Origin of the sequence: Streptomyces physcomitrii, assembly GCF_012273655.1 — a bacterium.
In the GTDB taxonomy this organism is placed as follows: Bacteria; Actinomycetota; Actinomycetes; order Streptomycetales; family Streptomycetaceae; genus Streptomyces; species Streptomyces physcomitrii.
In genome coordinates this window covers 179,946-201,175 of sequence record NZ_JAAWWP010000006.1, presented here as the reverse complement: position 1 = coordinate 201,175, position 21,230 = coordinate 179,946, and the positions used below count along the sequence as shown (strand labels likewise).

The window sequence follows — 21,230 nt, the reverse complement described above, 5'->3', positions numbered from 1 at the left end:
GCACGCTAGTCGCGGCGTGCCGGAACGTCCGTTGCGGCTCGCGGCGCGTGCCCGGCCGGCAGGGGAAAATCTGCCGTACGGCGGCGGCCCCGGTCCATCGAGGATTTCTTAACCGGCGTTGCAGCTTTCCTACACCCCGGCACCCGGGCGCCTCGGCACCCCGGCCCCTCGACGTCCGCCTGCCTCAGATCCCGTGGTCCCGGCTGAGGATCCGCTCGGTCAGCTCCGCGGCCATCGCCTTGATGACCGCGAGGCCCTGGCCGCCCCAGCGGCGCGGGGCCACGTCGAGCACGCAGACGGTGCCGAGCGCGAGCCCGGAGCGGTCCAGGAGCGGGGCGCCGAGGTAGGAGCGCACGCCGAAGCCGTCGACCACCGGGTTCTGCGCGAAGCGCGGGTAGTCCCGTACGTCCTCCAGGGCCAGTGCCCTGCGGCGTACCACCACGTGCGGGCAGTAGCCGTGGTCGCGGCCGAGTGAGCGCTGGGCGAAGACGTCAAGGGAGGCGGCGGCGCCCGCGCGGGCGGAGGGCCAGTGCAGTCCGGCGAGGAACTGCCGCTCCGCGTCGAGGAAGTTGACCATCGCCCAGGGTGCCGAGTGGGCCACGGCCAGGTGCTCGGCGAAGCGGTCGAAGTCCGGTTCGGCGCGCTCCAGGAGGCCGAGGGCGCGCAGCCGTTCGGCGCGTTCGGCGCCCTGGCCGTCCTCGGGGGTCAGCAGCAGGCGTCCGGTCGGGGACCCCGTCATGAGCGGACGCCTTCGGGGGCCGAGGGCGCGTGCGCGAGCAGGTGCCCGACGAGAGCGAGCAGGGTCTGGACGGCGGAGCTGGAGATCCGGGCGTCGCAGCGCACCACCGGCACCGCGGGGTCCAGGTCGATGGCGGCCCGGACCTCCTCGGGGTGGTAGCGGTGCGAGCCGTCGAACTCGTTGACGGCGACGATGAATCCGAGCCCGCGCTCCTCGAAGAAGTCCACCGCGGCGAAGCACTCCTCCAGGCGGCGGGTGTCGGCGAGGACGACCGCGCCGAGCGCGCCGGTGCACAGCTCGTCCCAGAGGAACCAGAAGCGCTCCTGGCCGGGCGTGCCGAAGAGGTAGAGCACATGGCGCCGGTCGAGGGTGAGCCTGCCGAAGTCCATCGCGACGGTGGTCTCGCGCTTGCGCTCGATGCCCTCCAGGCTGTCGGTGGCGGCTCCCGCGCTGGTCAGCAGCTCCTCCGTGGACAGCGGGTCGATCTCGCTGACGGCGCCGACGAAGGTGGTCTTGCCGACACCGAACCCGCCCGCGACAAGGATCTTCAGTGCCGTCGGGAACGGGTCAGAGCTGGCGTCGTAGTCCATCGAGCACCGCCTCCAGGAGGGACCGGTCGGAGTCAGTCGGGGTGTGGTGGTGGGCCGGCGCCCTGGTGGTCAGGGCGCCACAGTCGACGAGGTCGGACAGGAGCACCTTGGTGACCGCCGCGGGCAGCTTCAGCTGGGCCGCGATCTCCGCGACCGAGACGGGCGCCTCGCACAGGCGCAGCGCCTGGGCGTGCTCGGGGCCGAGATAGCCGAGCGGGGTCGAGCCGGTGACCATGACCTGCGAGAGCAGGTCGAGCGCGGCGGTGGGACGGGTCCGGCCGTTGCTGATCGTGTAGGGGCGTACGAGGCGCCCGGCCGCGGCGTCCCGCCAGGGCCCGTCCTGCACTCTGGCCACGGCTCAGGGCCTCGGGGCGCCGGGCCGCGCGGCGCTGTGCCGCGGCGCGGTCGCCAGATACGGGCGGACGCTCTTGACCAGCATCGCCATCTCGTAGCCGAGGACGGCGGGGTCGGCCTCCCGCTCGGCGAGTACGGCGAGACAGGTGCCGGCGCCCGCGGAGGAGACGAAGAGCAGCGCGGTGTCGAGTTCGACGACGACCTGGCGCACCTGGCCGCCCTCGGCGAAGCGCACCCCCGCGCTGCGGCTCAGCGAGTGCAGCCCGGAGGCGAGCGCGGCCAGATGGTCGGCGCTGTCGGTGTCGAGTCCGTGGACGGACTTCACCAGACCGTCCGAGGACAGCAGGACGGCGCTGCGGGTGCCCGGCACGCGCTGCGCGAGGCCGCTGAGCAGCCAGTCGAGATCGGCGCTGCGCTCGCCGGTCGTATCGCTCACCATGGTGGGTCGGCTCCTTGCGGGGTGGGCGGGCTCGGCGGCCCGGCAGAGGCGGTTCGTCCGGCGGCGGCAGAGGCCGTTCATCCGGTAGCCCGGCGGGGGCGGTTCATCCGGTCGGGGCGCTCCCCCGCCGCGCGGCTCCCGGATCGGCGGCGAGCGGTTCCTCCTCCGCGGGGCCGCCCGGGGTACGGGCCGGTGGCCGCTGCGCCTCGGCGCGGCTGACCCCGCTGCGGAAGGCGGCCATCAGCCCGGGGTCGTGCACGGCCCCCGGTCCGGTCTCCTCCGGGCGGCGCGCGGGTGTCTCCCGCAGCTGCGGGGCGAGGCTCTGCTGCGCCCGGCGGCGGGGCAGCCGGGGCGGCCGCTCCGCGGGCGCCGCCGGGGTCTCGCCGCCGGGCTCCGGGCGGGGGGCGCGGGCCGGGGGCACCGACCCCGCCCGGACGCCGGCGATCCGGGCGCCCGCCTTCGCGATACCCGGCGCCGAACCACCCATCGGCAGCGCGGTCTCCACCTCCCGCTCCCGCCCGTCCCGGCGGTGCTCCACCGGGACGGGGGTGCCCCGCGCGGGGGTGCCCCGGGCAGGGGTCGGGGTGCCGTGCGCGGGCGTGCCGTGCGCGGGCGTGCCGTGCGCAGGTGTGCCCGTGACGGGCGGCGTACGAGGGCTGAGGGCCGCGGGCCGGGCGGGGCCGGGCAGCGGGGTGCCGTGCGCCGGAGTGCCCTGGCCCGGAGTGTCGTGTGCCGGAGTGCCCTGGCCCGGAGTGTCGTGTGCCGGAGTGCCCTGGGCGAGGGCGGCTCCGGGGCTCGCGGCGGCCGGGGTCTGTTCGGGGGCGGCGGAGGTCTCGCCGCCGGTGCCGACGAGGGAGCCCGGCAGGACGAGCACGGCCTGCACTCCCCCGTAGATATTGGCCTGCAGCCGCACCGCGATGCCGTGCCTGCGGGCCAGCTGGGAGACCACGTAGAGGCCGATGCGCCCGTCCTGGAGGAGCGAGGCGACGTTGACCTGGGCGGGGTCGGCGAGCAGGGCGTTCATCCGGCTCTGCTCGTCGCCGGGCATGCCGAGGCCGCGGTCCTCCACCTCGACGGCGAGTCCGGCGGCCACCGGATTCACCCGCAGCAGCACCTCGGTCTTCGGGGCGGAGAACACCGTGGCGTTCTCGACGAGTTCGGCGAGCAGGTGGATCACATCGGCGACCGCGTGCCCGCGCACCGTGCCCTGCACCGGCGGCACCAGTTTCACCCTGGCGTACTGCTCCACCTCCGCGACCGCCGAGCGCAGCACCTCGGTCATGCTGACCGGATGGCTCCACTGGCGCCGGGACATCGACCCGCCGAGCACGGCGAGGTTCTCCGCGTGGCGGCGGATCCGGGTGGCCAGGTGGTCCACGTGGAAGAGGCCCTTGAGGAGGTCGGGGTCCTCCACCTCGTTCTCCAGCTCGTCGAGCAGGGAGATCTCGCGGTGCACCAGGGACTGCAGCCGCCGCGCCAGGGAGACGAAGACCTCCAGCTTCTGCTCGCTGCCGGTGCGGCTGGGCAGCCGGGCGGCCTGGGTCACCGCGGCCACCGCGGCCTCGTGCGCGCGGGCCGCCTCCCCGGCGAGCAGGTCGAAGCTGTCGCCGCCGGGCTCGCGGGCCTCCGGGCGGTGGGGCTCGGGCGGGGCCTCGCCCCTGCCGAGCGCCTCGACCAGGCGGCGCAGCTCGCGCTGGCCGCGTGCCGTGCTCCGGCGCAGTGCTCCTATCCGCTCCTGGAGGCGGTGTGCGCCGCGCCGGGCGGCGAGGACCGCACCCGCGCAGCCCCCGAGGGCGCACAGGACGGCGAGGACGAGCAGGCCCCAGCCGCCGGCTCCCGGGGCGGGCGCGGTGAGGACCAGCGCCAGGAGTGCCGCGAGGGTGCCGAGTGCCACGGTCGCGGCCGGGATCAGGGCGAGGCGCAGCAGCTGCGCCCGTATCGGGGTCTCCGGCAGTGCCGTGGCGCTGCGGCCGGCCGGGCGGCCGTGGCGGGCGCCCTCACGGCGGTCCGCACGCTCGCCCGGTGCGCGTAGGTCAGACATCGGCGTCCTCTGCAGAGTGCTCCCAAGTCCCTGGGGACCGGGGGGAATCGGGCTCCTGCCGCGCGGTGGGCAGCGGGCGCGGGGGCCCGGCTCGTCAGGCACGGGACCGCCCTGCCGCTGCGTCGCGCGGCGGACACTCACGGTAGTCGCGCCAGGGCCCGGCTCGATACGAAGTTGACAAACTCCGGCACACAACGCCCCACTCTGGTATGAGAGTTCGCACACGCGGACGAAAGGGCAGAGGTACGACTTCTGCCGGTGCGCGCTGCCGGGCCTCAAGCTGAGCCGCGAGGCTCCGGCCGCCCAGGGGAGACACGGACGGGGGCGGCCCCCGGTGCTCCGGGAACCGCCCCCGTCCTCTCGTTCGCCGCGCTGCGGCGCGGGGTCGCTCAGTGGGCGACGGGCGCTGCCTGGGGCTCTCCGCTGCCGTCGGCCACGGGGCCGCCCGCCTCGGGCCAGCCGCCCTGGGGCTGGACGGCGGCCTCGCGCCACCAGGGCCGCTCCGGCACCGCCCCGGCGCCGGGCTCGAACGGCCGCCCCGGCAGCGGGACGGCCACCCGCACCCCGGCCGGGCCCGCTGCGGCGAGGGTGCCTTCGGCGGGCTCGGCCCACGGGTGCGGGGCGAGGTTGAAGGTGGCCCAGTGGATGGGCAGCAGCACTCCCCCGCCGGATCCGCCCTGCAGGTCGAGGTGGCTGCGTACGCCCTGCTCGGGAGTCATGTGCACATCGGGCCAGAACTCGCTGTAGGCGCCGATCTGGATCATCGTCGCGTCGAAGGGGCCGTGCGCGCCGCCGATCTCCGCGAAGCCCCCGAAGTAGCCGGTGTCGCCGCTGTGGAAGATCCGGTGCTCGCTGCCGCGCACCGCCCAGGAGGCCCACAGGGCGTGCTGCTGGTTGCGCACTCCGCGCCCGCAGAAGTGCCGGGCGGGGGTCGCGGTCAGGGTCAGGCCCGCGATCCGGGTCGAGTCGTGCCAGTCGAGTTCGTGGATCCGGTCGGCGGGGACGCCCCAGCGCTCCAGGTGCGCGCCGACGCCCAGCGGCACGGCGAAGGCGGTCCGCGTCCCCGCCAGCGCCTTGACGGTCGGCATGTCCAGATGGTCGTAGTGGTCGTGGGAGATCACCACCACGTCCACCGGGCCCAGCTCGGCCAGCGGCAGCGGTACGGGGTGCAGCCGCCGGGGGCCGATGAAGCCGAAGGGGGAACACCGCTCGCCCCACACCGGGTCGAAGAGCACCCGTGCGCCGTCGATCTCGGCGAAGACGGTGGAATGGCCCGTCCAGGTGAGCCTCAGCCCGCTCGCGGGCGGCGCGGAGAGCTCGGCACGGCTCGGCCGGTGGAGCGGGATCTCGCCCGCGGGCACCCGGAGCAGCCGGGCCCGCTTGCGGAAGTACGTCCTGGCCAGCTCCAGGGTGGAGCCGGAGGGGCCGCTGCGGGTGGGCTCGGGGTTCTGGAAGGAACCGTCAGCGAAGTGCGGGGATCTGCGTATGCGTGCCAGGCGCTCACCGGCGGGATCCGCGCCGAAGGCGGCGGGCCTCAGTGAGCGGAGCCCGGAGCGCAGGGAACGGGTACCGGCCACGGGACCTCCAGGTGATGTCGGTCGGACAATCCATTATGTGCGCAGTAACAGCGACACCGGGGGTCACATTTCCGGGCGCCCGTTCCGTCGTACCCACCCCGGCTCGCGCGAACGCGCACCCGGGAGGAGCAGCCGCCCCGCGGGGGTCCCGGCCCCGGTCACAGCGGCAGCAGGTCCGGCCGCTTGGCCGCCGCGTGGTCGCCGCTGGACTCGCCGCGCAGCCGCCGCCCGATCCAGGGCACCAGGTACTCCCGGGCCCACTGGACATCGTCCCGCCTGCCCTCCAGCGGGGTGCGGGGCGGCATCGGCGGCCAGGGCTGCTCCGGGTCGGCGGGCACCTCGATGCCGAGCAGCTGCCCGGCCCTGAGGGCGACCCGGGTGTGCCCCTCGGGCGAGAGGTGCAGCCGGTCCGCGTCCCAAGCCCTGCGGTCCTGCACGGACTTGAGGGACCACAGGTCGAGCACCCGGCACTGGTAGCGGTCGGCCACCGCGCGCAGATGCCCGTTGTACGTCGCGATCTTCCCGCGCAGATGCCGCAGGACCGGTACGCCCCGGGTGTCGAAGCCGGTGGCGACGACGATGGTGCCGACCGCGTTCGACAGCGAGGCGATGGCCTCCTCGAAGCGCTCCGCGGCGTCGTCGGGATCGGTGCCGGGCCGGATCATGTCGTTGCCGCCCGCGCAGACGGTCACCAGATCGGGGGCGAGTTCCCTGGCGCGCGGCACCTGGTCGGCGACGATCTGGTCGAGGAGTTTTCCCCGTACCGCGAGATTGGCATAGCGGAGACTGTGTTCCGGTGTCCGGTCCGCGAGCAGAACGGCCAGCCGGTCGGCCCAGCCGACACAGCTGCCGTCGGGGCCCGGATCACCCACCCCTTCGGTGAAACTGTCGCCGAGCGCTGCGTAGGACCTGAATTCGTCACGTCTGAAGGATGTCGGATCTGCTGCCACGTCGGGCTATTTTTCTCCTTCGCCCGTGACCTACGCCACCGTAATAGGGGGTTGACGGCTCGTGAGATACGCCACCGGGAAAATCTCCGTCAACTCGGAATAAGCACAGGGGAGTCGGCGGCACGCGAGAGCGGGGCGAGACGGACGGCGAGGACCGCACCCGGTGCGGGTGCGGTCCTCGCGGTGCGCGGTGTCCGGTCGGTCAGACGTCCACGCCGTGGGCGCGCAGGTAGCCCAGCGGGTCGAGGTCCGAGCCGTAGTCCGGGGTGCTGCGGATCTCGAAGTGCAGGTGCGGGCCGGTCACATTGCCGGTGGCGCCGGAGAGCCCGACCTGCTGGCCGCCGCTCACCTGCTGGCCGGCCGAGACGGAGAGCTGCGAGAGGTGGGCGTACTGGGCGTAGCGCCCGTCCTCCAGCTGGAGCACGACCTGGTTGCCGTAGGCGCCGCCCCAGCCCGCCGAGACCACGGTCGCCGGGCCGACGGCCTTCAGGCTGGTGCCGGTCGGGACCACGAAGTCCACGCCGGTGTGGTAGCCGCTGGACCACATGCTGCCGGACTGGTGGTAGGGGGTGCCGACCGAGGAACCGGCGACCGGGAGGGTGTAGCCGCCGGTGTTCTCGGCCTTCTTCGCCGGGGCCGCCTTCTTCACCACGGGCTTCTCGGCCTTGGCGGGCTTCTCGGCCTTCTTCTCGGCCGGGGCCTCGGACTTCTTCGCCGGGGTCTCGGCCTTGGCGCCGAGGGTGAGCTTCAGACCGGGGCGGATCAGGGCGGGGTCGGAGCCGACGGCCTCGCGGTTGTCCGCGTACAGCTTCTTCCAGCCGCCGCGTACGTCCTGCGCCTTGGCGATCTTCGCGAGCGAGTCACCGGGGGCGACCGTGTAGCGCTCGGCCTTGTCGCCGTTCTTGCCGTCCTTCGCGGCGGCCTCGGTGGCGCCGGCCTTCGCGACCGCGGCGTCGTGGGGGCTCGCGGCGTGGGCACCGGCGGCGCCCATGAGCGGCAGGGCCAGTGCGGCGCCACCGGTTCCGGCGACGGCCAGGGAACGCAGCAGACGGCTCGACTTCGTACGGCGGTGCTTGCCCTTGACAGGCATGGTGAATTCCTCTCCGGCGCCTGCGAGGTGAGCTGTCGGGTTAGGGCTGGAGATGCCCCGCCGCGCGATCACGCGGCTTCACCCCGAGCCGTCCCCTTGAACCGGGGAAACGGCGTACTGCCTGTGGATCCCCCGCTCCTGCCGTTTCACGGGTGAGTGTGTGGAAACCGGACGGCGGCAGGATTCGGCGTCCATCCGGAGTGAGCGAGACGTTAAGCGAACCGGAATGGGCGGGACAAGCGGTGAATTCACCGCCGCATTCCTTTTCTTGATCCTCGGCGAAAAGGACGGTGACGCTGTGTGGAACATTGATCTTCCGGCTTCTTCGGCACCCTTGCCGGGCTTGCCCGTACGGCCGAAAGTCCCGGCCACCGACCGTCACGAATATGAGCCTCCTCACGCACATCACGGCCAGGAGTCTTTATTTCGGGCGGGAGGGGACACGGGGCAAAGAGGATGAGAAGCACGGGCAATTCCGGCAATACGGGTCACCGGGGCGGCGAGGTGACGGCCGCACCCGGTGCACGTCCATGGCCTCCGGGGGCACCCGGCGGCGATGATGGCGGCCACGGCAGGTGCCGTATCGTCGGAAAACGTGACCGGCCGCGATCAGCGCGGGCGGCCCACTGGGAGGAGTCCTAGGTGACGCAGCAGGTCCCGTCGACAGAGCCGCGGCTGACCGGGGTACGCAATTTCCGTGACGTGGGCGGGCTGCCGACCGTGGACGGCAAACGCGTCAGGGCGGGCCGTCTCTACCGCAGCGGACACCTCGCGCACGCCGACGAGCAGGACGCCGCCTTCCTCGGCTCCCTGAAGCTGCACACCGTCTTCGACTTCCGCAACGCCGGTGACCAGGCCCTGGAGGGCCCCGACATCGAGCTGCCCGGGGTGCGCAACCTCAACCTGCCGCTCACCGACCCGGCCTCCGGGGTGGAGTTCTGGTCGATGGTCCGCGACGGCGACATCGCCCAGCTGCGGGAGCTGCTCGCCGACGGCAGGGCCGAGGCCCGGATGAAGGGCTCCTACCGGGCGATCATCACCGGCCGTACGGCGGAGCACAGCCGGGTCCTGCGCGAGATGGCCGACGGCGGGCTGCCCGCGCTGATGCACTGCGCCGCGGGCAAGGACCGGGCCGGACTCTCCGTCGCGGTCAGCCTGCTCGCCCTCGGTGTGGAGCGCACGGCGATCGAGGAGGACTACCTCAAGTCCAATGCCGCGCACCGGCGTTACAAGGTCCGCCGCAGCGCCGACGCCCCCGGCGGCACCTCCCCCGAGGTGATGGAACTGCTCAGCCCGATGTTCGACGCGCGCCTGGAGTACCTCGACGCCGCCTTCGAGGCCATCGAGGAGACCTGGGGCGACGTCGAGACCTACCTCGGCCGGGGCCTCGGCCTCACCCCCGAGGTGCGGGAGCGGCTGCGCGCGGACTTCCTCGACTGAGGAACGCGGCGGCGGGACCGGGGCCCCGTCCCCCGGGCCCCGGCCGCCTCGGACCCGGTCCTCAGCGGCCCGAGACCGCCTGCTTGACCAGGGTCCTGCCGAAGTCCCACATCAGGCCCCCGCCGCTGTGCGCCTCGTCCATGACCGCCCGGAAGGCGGTGACGAAGCGGTCCACGTCCGCCTCGTCGACGACCAGCGGCGGGATCAGCTTGATCACCTCCAGATGGTCCCCGGAGACCTGGGTGAGGATGTGGTGCTTCTGCAGCAGCGGCACCACGACCATCTGCGCGAACAGCCCTTTGCGGGCGGCCTGCAGCATCGTCCAGCGCCCGCGCAGCCGCAGCGAGGAGGGCCTGCCGAACTCGATGCCGATCATCAGGCCCCGGCCGCGCACCTCGCTGAGCAGCTCGTACTCGTCCACCAGCGCGGCGAGGCGGCTGCGAAGCAGTTCGCCGGTGACGCAGGCGTGCGCGACGATCTGCTCGTTCTCCATGACGGAGAGCACCGCGAGCCCCGCGGCCATCGCCTGGGCGTTGGCGCCGAAGCTCGCCGAGTGCACCAGGACGCGGTCCATCGAGGAGTAGACCTTCTTGAAGATCCACTCCTTGCCGAGGGTGGCGCCCACCGGTACGTACCCGCCGGAGAGCGCCTTGGCCACGCAGACCAGGTCCGGCTCCACCCCGTCCTCGTGCTGGTAGGCGTAGAAGTCCCCGGTACGGCCGAGGCCGGTCTGCACCTCGTCGGCGATGAGCAGCGCCTTGTGCCGGTGCAGGAGTTCCTGCGCCTGCCGCAGATAGCCGGGCGGGCTCTCGTGCACCCCCTTGCCCTGGATGGGCTCCACGATCAGCGCGGCCACGTCCCCGCGCAGCAACTCCCGCCGCAGCGCGTCCAGATCGCCGAGCGGCACCGCGGTGTCCGGGAGCAGCGGGGCGAAGCCCTCCCGGAAGCCGTCCTCGCCGTTGACGGAGAGGGAGCCGGTGGTCAGCCCGTGGAAGGCGTGGGTGCAGTACAGGACCCTGGGCCGGCCGGTGGCGTACCGGGCGAACTTCAGGGCGGTCTCGACCGCCTCGGTGCCGCTGCTGCCGAAGAAGACGCGGTCCAGGTGCGGGCTGTGCGTGAGGAGTTGCTCGGCGAGCAGGCCGGGCAGCGGGGGGCAGTCGAAGCGGGTCAGGTCGGCGAGCGAGGCGTCCAGGACGTCGTGCAGCGCCTTGCGGACGACCGGGTGGTGGCGGCCGAGCCCCATCACCCCGAATCCGGCGAGCATGTCGAGGTAGTCGTTGCCCTCGGCGTCCCAGAAGTGCGCGCCCTCGGCCCGCTCGTAGACCTTGTCGAAGCCGATGGTGTGCAGCATGCGCGGAAGCTGGTGGTTCAGGTGCTTCTCGTGCAGTGCGTAGCGTTCGGCGCCGCGCGCGGCCAGCAGCTGGCCGAGGTCGAACTCCTTGCTCATTCCTGCCCCTTCTTCACGACGGGCCGCACGGGGAGCGGGACGCGGCTCCGCCCCGCCGCGTCCGTCGTGCGCCCCCTCGGCGCCGGTGCCGCCCGGCCGGATGTCCGGCCGGGCGGCGGGTGGTGGCGGTGTGTCCGCCTCAGCTCGCGACGCTCTCGCGGACCGCGCGCAGGGACTCCTTCAGGGAACCCATGGTGGCGAGCACCGCCGTGGGCTCGTAGCCGCAGTGCGCCATGCAGTTGTCGCAGCGCTCGTCCTTGCCGCGGCCGTAGGCGTCCCAGTCGGTCTTCTCCAGGAGGTCCTTGTACGTGGTGACATAGCCGTCGTTCATCAGATAGCAGGGTTTCTGCCAGCCGAAGAGCGAGTAGTTGGGGATCGCCCAGGCCGTGCACGGGAAGTCGACCTTGCCCTCCAGGAAGTCCAGGAAGAGCGGCGAGTGGTTGAGCCGCCACCGGCGCCGGTTCCCGCCGGAGAAGGCCTTCTTGAAGAGTTCCCTGGTCTGCTCGACGCCGAGGAAGTGCTCTTGGTCCGGCGCCTTCTCGTAGGCATAGGCGGGCGAGATCATCATCTCGTCCACCTTCAGGTCGTCATTGAGGAAGTTCAACACCTCGACGATCGTCTGCGGGGTGTCGGTGTTGAAGAAGGTGGAGTTGGTGGTGACCCGGAAGCCGCGCCGCTTGGCCTCCTTGATCGCCTCCACCGCCTCGTCGAAGACGCCCTCCTTCGCCACCGACTCGTCGTGCCGCTCGCGCAGCCCGTCGATGTGCACCGCGAAGGCGAAGTACGGCGAGGGCGTGAACTTCTTCAGCTTCTTGCGCAGCAGCACGGCGTTGGTGCACAGGAAGACGAACTTCTTGCGCTCCACCAACTGCCGTACGATCTCGTCGATCTGAGGGTGCATCAGCGGTTCGCCACCGGCGATGGAGACCATCGGCGCCCCGGATTCGAGCACCGCCCCCACCGCCTGCGCCACCGGCATGCGCTGCTTCAGCACGCCTGCCGGGTGCTGGATCTTTCCGCAGCCCTCGCACGCCAGATTGCAGGCGAAGAGCGGTTCGAGTTCCACGATGAGCGGGAACTTCTCGCGCTTGCGGACCTTTTGTTCCAGCAGATACGTAGCGACCTTGATGGACTGGCGCAGCGGCATGGCCATCTGGCTCACCTCCGAGGGAGCAGCAAGTTACGGTGCCATTCGAAAAACGCGGGGAGTAGGGAACGCAGGACCCGGAAGGCGGTTATGCCGCCGCCGAGGGTGGAGAGTCGGACCAGTTCGTGCTCGGGGGCGTCCACGACGACCCGGACCGCCGCCACCGGACGCCCCGCCGCGCGCGCCGCGCAGCGCAGTGTCGCCGCGGACTCCATGTCCACCGCGAGGGCTCCGGTGGCGCGCAGGGCGGTGCGTTCGGCGCCGCGGACGATGTGGTCGGAACCGGTGAGCGGGCCGGTGTGCACCGTGCGCCCGGGGGCCAGGCGCAGGATCTCCTCGACCAGGAGTCCGGTACCGGTGCAGGCGGTGGTGGTGTCCGCGCGCACCTCGTCGGCGACGACCACGTCCCCGGGGTGCATGCCGGGCTCAAGACCGGCGCAGAAGCCGGTCGCGAGCACCGGCGCCTCGCGCAGCGCGGGCCGCGCGAGGGCACGGGTGAGGGCGCGTTCGGCGGCCTGCGGGCCCATCCCCGTCTTGAGCAGGGTGAGCGGCCCGTGGGCCCCGCTGCGGTCCCCGAGGCGCAGCGCGAACTTCTCGATGCCCAGGGCGCAGGCGACGAGCAACGGCGGGGGCCCGGGGTCCGGTGCCGGTGGTGCCGGGGCCATCAGCTCCCCTTGCCGGCGGAGGGCTCCGGGTGGAGGTACCGGCCGAGCGCGGTCAGCGGGAACACCTGCCGGTACAGGTGGTAGTTGATGGAGAAGTCCCAGGGGAAACCGGTTCCTGTGAAGTACGGCTCGTCCCAACTGCCGTCCTCCGCCTGGGTGCTGGCCAGGAACTCCACCCCGCGCGCGGTCGCCGCGGACTCCCGCTCCCCCGCGGCGAGCAGGGCGAGCAGCGCCCAGGCGGTCTGCGAGGCGGTGGACTCCCCGACGCCGTGCCAGGCGGTGCCGGGCTGGTAGGAGCGCAGGTCCTCGCCCCAACCGCCGTCCTTGTTCTGCACCTTCTCCAGCCAGGCCACGGCGCGCCGGATCGCCGGGTGCCCGGGGGCAAGTCCGGCGGCCACCAGGGCGGGGACCACCGAGCCTGTGCCGTATACGTAGTTGACGCCCCAGCGGCCGAACCAGGCGCCGCTGGGCTCCTGTTCGGACAGCAGCCAGCGGACTCCGCGGCGGGTGCGCGGGTCCTCGGACTTTCCCTCGTGGGCCAGCATCTCCACCATGTGCGCGGTGACGTCCGAGGAGGGCGGGTCGATGACCTCGCCGAAGTCGCAGAAGGGCAACCGGGTCGGCATGACACTGGTGTTGTCGACGTCGAAGGCGCCCCAGCCGCCGTTCCGCGACTGCATCCCGAGGCTCCAGCGGACCCCGCGGGAGACCGCCGCGTCCACCCGCCCGGGGTCGGGGTGCTCGACCCGCCGCAGCGCGAGGATCACTTCGGCGGTGTCGTCGGTGTCCGGGTAGTTGTCGTTGTGGAACTCGAACGCCCAGCCGCCCGGCGGCAGTTGAGGGCGGCTCAGGGACCAGTCCCCCGGGCGGACGACCTGTTCGCCGAGCATCCAGTCGGCGGCCTTCACCAACTGCGGGTGGTCGGCGGGCAGTCCGGCGTCGGCGAGCGCGATGGTGGCCAGACAGGTGTCCCAGACCGGGGACTGGCAGGCCTCGATCATCCGGGCGCCGTCCTCGCGCCAGACCGCGAAGTTGTCCAGGGCCTCCAGACCGGCCCGCAGCACCGGGTGGTCCAGGTCGTAGCCGAGCAGGTGCAGGGCGATCACCGAGTACACGGCGGGGGGCTGGATGCCGCCCCAGCAGCCGTCGTTCTCCTGGCGTTCGACGATCCACCGGGCGGCGGAGCGCATCGCCGCCTTGCGGACCCTGCGCGGGGCGACCTTGCGGTAGGCGCGGACCACCTTGTCCAGGCGCTGGAAGACGCCGTCCCAGCTGGCCGCGGGGGCGAGCGGCTGCGGCGGCACGGGCACCGCCGGGTCGGTGTGCAGCTCGTCGAGGCCGAAGGGGGCGGGCCGTACCGGGCGCTTGGCGGAGACGATGGTCAGCGGCACGATGGTCTGCCGTGCCCAGCAGCCGAAGCGGTAGATGTTGAGCGGGAACCACTGCGGGAAGTAGATGAGTTCCGGCGGGAGTTCGGGCAGGTCGTCGTAGCTCCACCAGCCGAAGAGGGCCAGCCAGATCCGGGTGAAGACACGGCTCGCGGCGATGCCGCCCTGCTCCCTGACCCAGGCGGCGGCCTTCGCCATGTGCGGGGCCTCGGGCTCGTCACCGGCGAGCCGGAGCGCGACATAGGCCTCGACGGTGGTCGAGAGGTCACCGGGCCCCCCGTAGAAGGTGGCCCAGGTGCCGTCCTCGCGCTGCTCGCCGCGGATGAAGAGCGCGGCGGCCCGGGTGGTCTTCTCGTCCCGGATGCCGAGGAACTGACGCAGCATCAGGTCTTCGGCGTCCATGGTGACGTTGGTCTCCAGGTCGCCCTTCCACCAGCCCTCGGCGTCCTGTCTGGCGAGCAGGAAGTCGGTGGCGCGCCGCACCGCCTCGGCGGCCGCGCCCCCGGTGCGGTGCGGTTCGTGCTCGGTGGCCGCGGCAGCGAGCGGAGTCGTGGCTCCGGTGCTTCCGTCGGTCGTCGCTGTCATGGCTTCCCCTTCGTGCAGTGTTCCTTCTGCTGGGTCCGCCGTCGGTCTGGTCCGGGACCGGGAGACCGGCGACTTGTCAGGGGTGCGCGCACTCACCCCGGACGAGGCTGCGTGGTACCGAAGCGCTCACCGCTTCCGTACGACGACGAAGTCGGCGAGGGCGGTGAGCTGCTCGCGTACCCGCTGGTCCATCTCGACCTCGTCGAGCGCGTCCAGCGCGACGGCGTGCTGGCGGCGGGCCTCCTCGGCCGTCCAGCGCCGTCCGCCGGCCTCCTCGATGAGGGCCGCGCGGGCGGCGAACTCCTCCTCCGAGAAGCTCTCGAAGTCGTTGCTCTTGGCGTCCGCGGCGAGGAGTTCGCCGAGCTGCTCGGAGGCCGGGCCCCCGGCGGCGAGCGCCGCGACCACCGGCAGCGACTTCTTGCGCTGGCGCAGATCGCTCCAGGTCTGCTTGCCGGTGGCCACCGGGTCGCCCCAGATGCCGAGCAGGTCGTCGACCGCCTGGAAGGCGAGCCCCAGGTGGTGGCCGTACTTCTCCAGGACGTCCGCGGTGCGGTCGTCCGCCCCGCCGAGCACGGCCCCGATGGAGACCGCGCAGGCGAGCAGCGCGCCGGTCTTGTTGCCCTCCATCTCCAGGCACTCCTCGACGGTGACCCGCTCGCGGTGCTCGTAGGAGATGTCCTGGGCCTGGCCGTCGATGAGCTTGCGGGTGGCGGTGGTCAGCCGCCGGGTCGCGCGGCCCGCCTCGGCGGTGCCGAGTTCGAGGAGGATCTCGTTGGCCAGGGCGAACAGGGCGTCGCCGACCAGGATCGCCTGCGCCGGGCCGTGCACCTTCCAGACGGTGTCCCGGTGGCGGCGCTGCTCGTCGCCGTCCATCAGGTCGTCGTGCAGCAGCGAGAAGTTGTGCACCAGCTCCACGGCCACCGCGCCGGGCACGCCCGTCTCGGGCTCGGCGCCCGCGGCCTGGGCGGAGATCAGCGCGAGGGCGGGCCGCACCGCCTTGCCGCCGTCGGCGTCGGAGGGCCTGCCCTCGGCGTCGATCCAGCCGAAGTGGTAGGCGGCGACGGTGTCCATCGGGGAGGCCAGCCGGTCCACCGCGGCCTTCAGGACCGGGGTGGCCAGGGTCCGGCCGCGCTCCAGGAGCGCGGTCACGTCCACCGCGTCGGCAGTCGGTTCAGCCGAGGGCACAGTGGGCACAGTTTCTCCTCTTGTCGCGGCAGCGGGGCGGGGGCCGGGGCCCCGGAGTCCGAGTGTCATGCGGCCTCCTCGAAGAGGCGCTCGCGGGGCCTTCGCCCCAGGGAGACCAGGGCGGCCTCCGCCGCTCGGACCCCGCTGCGCACCGCGCTCTCCATGGTTGCGGGCCAGCCGGTGGCCGTCCACGCTCCGGCAAGGTACAGCCCGTCGAGGCGGGTGCGCGCACCGGGCCGCAGCAGGCCGGACCCGGGCGCGGGCGCGAAGGTGGCGGTGCGCTCCCGGGTGACGAAGAAGTCCCGTACCCCGGCGCCGCGGGCGGCGGGCAGCAGCCGCTGGAGTTCCGGCAGGTAGCGGGCGCGCAGTTCGGCGACCGGCAGGTCGATCTCGTCCTGGGCGGCGGACTGGGAGACGGCGAGGTACTGCCCCTCGGTGAGCCCGGAGGCCTCGGTGCGGTCGAACACCCATTGCACGGGCGAGCCGAGCGCGGCGAAGAAGGGCTGCCGCAGCACCCTGCGGTCGTAGACCACATGGACGTTGAGGATCGGCGCGGTGTCGAGGGCGAGCAGGTCGCCGGGGCGGTCGAGCGCGCCGGGCGGCAGCAGCGCGTGGGTCTCGTGCTGCGGTACGGCGAGGACCAGGGCGTCGGCCTCGATGCGGCGGCCGGACAGCTCGGCGCTCCAGCGCCCGTCGTCACCCCGGGTCAACGACTGGACACGGGTGCGCAGCTCGGTACGGACCCCCGCGGCGTCCAGGGCCCGGCGGGCCCGCTCGTCGTGCAGCTCGCCCAGCGGTACCCGGGCCCAGCCGATGTCGGCCGCGCCGGGATCGGTGAGCAGTCCGGTGCGGAAGACCATGGCGGCGAGGGCGAGGGAGCAGTCCCGGGCGCGGGCGTTGAGGGTGGCGACGGCGACCAGGTCCCACAGCGCCTCGACGGCCCGCGGCGACTGCCCGTGCGCGGCGAGCCAGCTGCCGAAGTCCTGGCCGTCCAGGGCCGGGTCGGCGGGGTCGAGCGCGCGCAGGGCGAAGGCGGCCCGCCCGGCCTTCAGCCGCTCGGCGAAGGAGAGGTGCGGGTAGGCGGCGAGGCTCCGGCCGAGGTGCAGCGGCACCGGCAGGGGGTCGCGGCGCAGCCTGCCGAGCCGCAGTCCGTGGTGGCGGGCGGCGGGGTCCGCTCCGGCGGCGTCGAGGACCGGGATGTCGAGGCGGTCCTGGAGCGGCGCGAGCGCGGCGGCACCGATCCGGTCGAGGAACCAGCGGTAGGCGGTGCAGCAGCGCAGATAGACGTGCTGGCCGTTGTCGACGGTGAGCGCGCCGCGGGTGAAGGAGAAGGCGAGGCCGCCGAGCCGGGGCCGGCCCTCGGCGAGGGTCACCTGGAGACCGGCGTCGGCCAGCGAGAGCGCCGCGGTGATCCCGGCGAGACCGCCGCCGACCACCAGCGCGCTCGCGGGCCCGCCGCCCGCCCGGGCGTCCCTGTCCTGGCTGCTCATGCGCTCCTCCACGCGGACGTACGAGATCCGGGCGCCGCCGCGGGGTGTGCGCGACGGGCCGACGCCGTCTCTGACGCCGTACGCGGGCGCGGGGTTGAGCGGGGTGCCGCGAGGCCTGTGCCCGAGGGTCTCCGAGGGCTCAACAGACGCGCGCCCGAGGGTTTCTGAGGGCTCATCAGGCGCGCCTCCTGAGGTTCGGTCGCAGGCCGCCGCGGGCATCGAGGCCGGACAGGCCGCGTACGGCGACGAGGGCCTTCTCCCGCCCCGGCAGCGAGACCCGGCCGCGCAGCACCGACTCCGGCTCGCGCTCGATGCGGTCGAGCAGCCGCCGGTAGATCCCGGCCATGGCGGCGACACAGGCGCCGCTGCGGCGGTCGAGCAGGGGCAGCAGCCGGTAGCCCTCGGTGAACAGGGCCCGGGCGCGGCGTACTTCGAAGTGCACGAGCCCGGCGAAGTCGGATCCGGGCGGCGGCTCCTCGCCGTGGAAGCCGGTGGCGCAGCCGAACTTGGCGAGGTCGTCGGCGGGCAGATAGGTGCGCCCGTTGCCCGCGTCCTCGCGGACGTCGCGCAGGATGTTGGTCAACTGCAGGGCGAGGCCGAGGGTGTCGGCGTACTCGGCGGCGCGTTCGGAGTGGCGCGCGGCCTCCTCGGTGCCGAAGATGCCGAGCGAGAGGCGGCCGATCGAGCCCGCGACGCAGCGGCAGTAGACCTTGAGGTCCTCCCAGGTCTCGTAGGTCTCGCCGTGCACGTCCATCAGGACGCCGTCGATCAGCTCGTCGAGACCGCCGAGCGGCAGCGGGAAGGCGGTGGCGGTGTGGGCGAGGGCGACGGCCACCGGGTCGGTGTCGTCCTCGGCGACATCCCGGCGACGTACACGTGTCAGCAGGTCACGGGTCTCCTCGAGGCGCTTGGTCTTCTCCGCGGCGTCCAGGGTGCCGTCGCCGATGTCGTCGACCCGGCGGGAGAAGGCGTACAGCGCCGACATGGCGCGCCGCTTGGGGGCCGGCAGCAGCCGGATGCCGTAGGCGAAGTTGCGGGCCTGCTGCCCGGTCACCGTCTCGCAGTAGCTGTATGCGGCGAGTACCGGTGCCGACAGGTGTTGCTCCGGCTCCACGCTCCGCCTCACCCCTCTCCTCGCAGAGTCGCGCCCACCTCGCGCAGCAGCCGGACCTTGGTGGGCTTGGGAGGTCCGGGGAGTACGTCGAACGAAGCGGCCGCGACGGCGCCGAGGGCGGAGCGGCCGCCGGCCACGAACCCGGCGAGCAGCAGCCGCAGCCTGCCGTGCACGCTGGCCACCAACGGGCTTCCCTCGTCGAGGAGTTGATGCGCCCGGGCGGCTTCGAAGGCGATCAGCGCGCGCACCGAGGCGTTCGCCGAGGGAGCCTTGAGGTCGGCCTCCTCGACCCGGAACCGGCGCAGGTCCTCGGCGGGCAGGTAGATCCGGTCGCGCGCCAGGTCCTCGGTGACGTCCTGGAGGTGTTCCACGATCTGCAGGGCGGTGCAGATGCGGTCCGAGAGCCGGATCCGCTCGGGGGTCGCGGTGCCGGTGACGGCGAGCACCAGGCGGCCCACGGGGTCGGCGGAGAGCGCGCAGTAGGCCCGCAGCTCCTCGTACGTCTCGTAGCGGCCGGTGGTCTGGTCCTGGCGGTTGGCCGCGATGAGGTCGAGGAAGGGCTCGGGGGTCAGCGCGCGGCGGCGGACCACCGGGACGAGGCGCCGGAGCAGCGGGTGCCGCGGGGTGCCCGCGAAGACGCGCCGCAGATCGGCCTCGAAGGCGTCGAGCAGGGCGATCCGGTCCTCGCCCCCGGCGGTGACGGCGCCCTCGGCGCCGAGCAGGCGGGCGTCGGCGCCGCCGGGGGCGAGGTCGCCGTCGCCGATGTCGTCGACCAGGCGCGCGAAGCCGTAGACGGCCATCAGGTCCGCGCGCCAGACCCGGGGCAGGAAGAACGGGGCCACGGGGAAGTTCTCGTCCGCGGCCTTGTCGAGCGTGGCGCGCTCCGCCGTACGCGGAGTTCCGGCTCCGCTCACCGGGCGCCGCCCATGACGGGGGCGGCGGATGCGTCGCGGAGCCGGAGAGTATCCGTAGCCATGGCCGTCACATCTCCCGTTCTACACTGCCGACACAATACAGCCCATTTCGGACACGCCGCCTGGACGGCGGTCCCTCGCCGCCGTCTCGGCGGCGGGCAGTCACAGGGCGCGCCCGGACCGCGCATCAGCACCGGCACAGCCTATGTTCTACAACGCGTGTCGGAGCTGCGAGTGGCCAGGAGATCACAACAACACACCGTTTCGCTTCAAGATTCCCCACGGCGGCGGAAGTTGACCCGGAAATTGCCCGAGCCCCGCCGGGCAGGACGCCGACGGGGCTCAGTGGTTACCGCGCGATTACCGGCTACTTGCCGGTGAACTTCTCGTACGCCTTGATGACCTCGTCGGTGGCGCCGTCCATGCGCAGCTCGCCGCGCTCCAGCCACAGGACCCGGTCGCAGGTGTCCCGGATCGATTTGTTGTTGTGGCTGACCAGGAAGACGGTGCCGGCCTCCTTGCGCAGCTCCCTGATGCGCGCCTCGGAGCGCTTCTGGAAGGAGCGGTCGCCGGTCGCCAGGGCCTCGTCGATCATCAGGACGTCGTGGTCCTTGGCGGCCGCGATGGAGAAGCGGAGCCGGGCGGCCATGCCGGAGGAGTAGGTGCGCATCGGCAGGGTGATGAAGTCGCCCTTCTCGTTGATGCCGGAGAAGTCGACGATGTCCTGGTAGCGGGACTTGATCTGCTCCCGCGACATGCCCATGGCCAGCCCGCCGAGGATGACGTTGCGCTCGCCGGTGAGGTCGTTCATCAGGGCCGCGTTCACACCGAGCAGCGAGGGCTGGCCGTCGGTGTAGACCTTGCCCTTCTCGGCGGGCAGCAGACCGGCGATGGCCCGCAGCAGGGTCGACTTGCCCGAGCCGTTGGAGCCGATCAGGCCGATCGCCTCGCCCCGGTAGGCGGTGAAGCTGACCCCGCGCACGGCGTGCACCTTGCGTACGCCGCGCTCCTCGCCGCGCTTGACGATGCGGCTCAGGGCCGCCGTCGCCGAGCCCTTGCCGGTCTTGGCGCCGTTGACGCGGTAGACGATGTGCAGCTCGTCCGCGATGACGGTGGGGATCTTCGCCCCGGTGTAGTCCTCAGCCACGGCCGTACTTCTCCTCTGCCTTCCAGAAGTACACGAAGCCGCCGACGGCCACCAGCACGGCCCAGCCCAGGGCGACCGCCCAGACGTGCGGGGGCAGGTTGCTCGATCCGTAGCCGTCGACCAGCGCGAAGCGCATCAGGTCCATGTAGACGGCCGCCGGGTTCCACTGCAGCAGGTCGGCGACCCAGGGCTCCTGGTCGTCCAGCATGACGGGGATGGAGAACATCACGCCCGAGCCGTACATCCAGGTGCGCATCACGAAGGGCATCAGCTGCGCGAGGTCGGGGGTCTTGCTGCCGAGCCGGGCCATGATCAGCGCGAGGCCGGTGTTGAAGAGGAACTGGAGCGCCAGGATCGGGACGATCAGCAGCCAGGACAGGCTCGGGTAGCTGCCGAAGCTCACCGCCACGATGAACATCACGATCATCGAGAACAGCAGCTGCTGGAGCTGCTGGAGCGAGAAGGAGATGGGCAGCGAGGCGCGCGGGAAGTGCAGGGCCCGCACCAGGCCGAGGTTGCCCGCGATCGCCCGTACGCCCGCCATCACCGAACTCTGGGTGAAGGTGAAGACGAAGACGCCGGTGACCAGGAAGGGCACGTAGACCTCGCGCTCCATGCCCCGGTCGGCCTTGAGGATCAGGCCGAAGATCAGGAAGTAGACCAGCGCGTTCAGCAGGGGGGTGGCCACCTGCCACAGCTGACCGAGCTTGGCCTGGCTGTACTGGGCCGTCAGCTTGGCCTGCGAGAACGCGAGAATGAAGTGGCGCCGCCCCCACATCTGGCGGACGTACTCGCGCAGGCTGGGCCGGGCACCGCTCACGGCCAGTCCGTATTTGCCGGCGAGCTCCGCCGGCGTGAGGCCGTCATCGGGTGACGGAGGAGCGGTCACCGCAACACCGCCGTCATGCGTTGTCTCACTCACAGATGG

General features: G+C 72.7%; 19 protein-coding genes and 1 riboswitch. Of the genes, 1 reads left to right on the top strand and 18 read right to left on the bottom strand.

The window, feature by feature from the left end:
- Positions 1–184: 184 nt before the first annotated feature.
- The 8 genes from HFV08_RS12555 to HFV08_RS12520 form a co-directional block, all read right to left on the bottom strand.
- Positions 185–739 (bottom strand): GAF domain-containing protein, encoded by a 555-nt coding sequence (locus HFV08_RS12555; protein ID WP_168538872.1) that lies wholly within the window; start codon positions 737–739, stop codon positions 185–187.
- A complete protein-coding gene (locus tag HFV08_RS12550; RefSeq protein ID WP_168538870.1) occupies positions 736–1,329 on the bottom strand; it encodes a GTP-binding protein in 594 nt (197 codons plus the stop codon). Before HFV08_RS12550 ends, HFV08_RS12555 begins: the two co-directional genes overlap by 4 nt.
- Positions 1,307–1,684 carry a DUF742 domain-containing protein gene (locus HFV08_RS12545; RefSeq protein ID WP_040255380.1) on the bottom strand — a complete coding sequence of 126 codons (378 nt, stop codon included), beginning with the start codon at positions 1,682–1,684 and terminating at the stop codon, positions 1,307–1,309. The genes HFV08_RS12550 and HFV08_RS12545 overlap by 23 nt, the downstream gene beginning before the upstream one ends.
- A 3-nt stretch (positions 1,685–1,687) precedes the next feature.
- Positions 1,688–2,122 carry a roadblock/LC7 domain-containing protein gene (locus HFV08_RS12540; RefSeq protein ID WP_168538868.1) on the bottom strand — a complete coding sequence of 145 codons (435 nt, stop codon included), beginning with the start codon at positions 2,120–2,122 and terminating at the stop codon, positions 1,688–1,690.
- Between the two features lie 103 nt (positions 2,123–2,225).
- Positions 2,226–4,163 carry an ATP-binding protein gene (locus HFV08_RS12535; protein ID WP_168538866.1) on the bottom strand — a complete coding sequence of 646 codons (1,938 nt, stop codon included), beginning with the start codon at positions 4,161–4,163 and terminating at the stop codon, positions 2,226–2,228.
- A 389-nt stretch (positions 4,164–4,552) separates the two neighbouring features.
- Entirely contained in the window at positions 4,553–5,740 is a 1,188-nt protein-coding gene (locus tag HFV08_RS12530; protein WP_168538864.1) for an MBL fold metallo-hydrolase, read from the bottom strand.
- Positions 5,741–5,898: 158 nt separating this feature from the next.
- A complete protein-coding gene (locus HFV08_RS12525; RefSeq protein ID WP_168538862.1) occupies positions 5,899–6,690 on the bottom strand; it encodes an SGNH/GDSL hydrolase family protein in 792 nt (263 codons plus the stop codon).
- A gap of 202 nt (positions 6,691–6,892) precedes the next feature.
- Entirely contained in the window at positions 6,893–7,780 is an 888-nt protein-coding gene (locus tag HFV08_RS12520; RefSeq protein ID WP_168538860.1) for a M23 family metallopeptidase, read from the bottom strand.
- A 2-nt stretch (positions 7,781–7,782) separates the two neighbouring features.
- A riboswitch (cyclic di-AMP (ydaO/yuaA leader) is annotated at positions 7,783–7,949 on the bottom strand.
- A gap of 473 nt (positions 7,950–8,422) precedes the next feature.
- Between HFV08_RS12520 and HFV08_RS12515 the strand changes: the two genes are divergently transcribed.
- A complete protein-coding gene (locus HFV08_RS12515) occupies positions 8,423–9,220 on the top strand; it encodes a tyrosine-protein phosphatase (protein WP_168538858.1) in 798 nt (265 codons plus the stop codon).
- A gap of 61 nt (positions 9,221–9,281) precedes the next feature.
- Here the strand turns inward: HFV08_RS12515 and HFV08_RS12510 are convergent, their stop codons facing one another.
- The 10 genes from HFV08_RS12510 to HFV08_RS12465 all read right to left on the bottom strand — a co-directional run bounded on the left by HFV08_RS12510 (position 9,282) and on the right by HFV08_RS12465 (position 21,224).
- A complete protein-coding gene (locus HFV08_RS12510; RefSeq protein WP_168538856.1) occupies positions 9,282–10,667 on the bottom strand; it encodes an aspartate aminotransferase family protein in 1,386 nt (461 codons plus the stop codon).
- Positions 10,668–10,806: 139 nt separating this feature from the next.
- Complete coding sequence (gene hpnH / locus HFV08_RS12505; RefSeq protein WP_168538854.1) at positions 10,807–11,820, bottom strand: adenosyl-hopene transferase HpnH; 1,014 nt, start codon at positions 11,818–11,820, stop codon at positions 10,807–10,809.
- 5 nt (positions 11,821–11,825) lie between these two features.
- Positions 11,826–12,479, bottom strand: coding sequence for a phosphorylase family protein (locus tag HFV08_RS12500; protein WP_168538852.1), 654 nt, complete (start codon positions 12,477–12,479; stop codon positions 11,826–11,828).
- Positions 12,479–14,452 (bottom strand): squalene--hopene cyclase, encoded by a 1,974-nt coding sequence (shc, locus tag HFV08_RS12495; RefSeq protein WP_168538850.1) that lies wholly within the window; start codon positions 14,450–14,452, stop codon positions 12,479–12,481. The genes HFV08_RS12500 and shc overlap by 1 nt, the downstream gene beginning before the upstream one ends.
- A 126-nt stretch (positions 14,453–14,578) precedes the next feature.
- On the bottom strand, positions 14,579–15,706 hold the full coding sequence (locus HFV08_RS12490) for a polyprenyl synthetase family protein (RefSeq protein WP_210430199.1): 1,128 nt from the start codon (positions 15,704–15,706) through the stop codon (positions 14,579–14,581).
- Complete coding sequence (gene hpnE, locus HFV08_RS12485) at positions 15,703–17,127, bottom strand: hydroxysqualene dehydroxylase HpnE (RefSeq protein ID WP_168538846.1); 1,425 nt, start codon at positions 17,125–17,127, stop codon at positions 15,703–15,705. Before hpnE ends, HFV08_RS12490 begins: the two co-directional genes overlap by 4 nt.
- 175 nt (positions 17,128–17,302) lie before the next feature.
- Positions 17,303–18,253, bottom strand: a complete 951-nt coding sequence (hpnD, locus tag HFV08_RS12480) for a presqualene diphosphate synthase HpnD (RefSeq protein WP_168538844.1) — start codon at positions 18,251–18,253, stop codon at positions 17,303–17,305.
- The gene (gene hpnC, locus HFV08_RS12475; RefSeq protein WP_168538842.1) at positions 18,250–19,155 is read right to left on the bottom strand and encodes a squalene synthase HpnC; all 906 of its coding nucleotides are present in this window, start codon (positions 19,153–19,155) and stop codon (positions 18,250–18,252) included. Before hpnC ends, hpnD begins: the two co-directional genes overlap by 4 nt.
- A 367-nt stretch (positions 19,156–19,522) precedes the next feature.
- Entirely contained in the window at positions 19,523–20,302 is a 780-nt protein-coding gene (locus tag HFV08_RS12470) for an ABC transporter ATP-binding protein (protein WP_168538840.1), read from the bottom strand.
- Positions 20,295–21,224 carry an ABC transporter permease gene (locus HFV08_RS12465; RefSeq protein WP_040255366.1) on the bottom strand — a complete coding sequence of 310 codons (930 nt, stop codon included), beginning with the start codon at positions 21,222–21,224 and terminating at the stop codon, positions 20,295–20,297. Before HFV08_RS12465 ends, HFV08_RS12470 begins: the two co-directional genes overlap by 8 nt.
- Between the last annotated feature and the right edge of the window lie 6 nt (positions 21,225–21,230).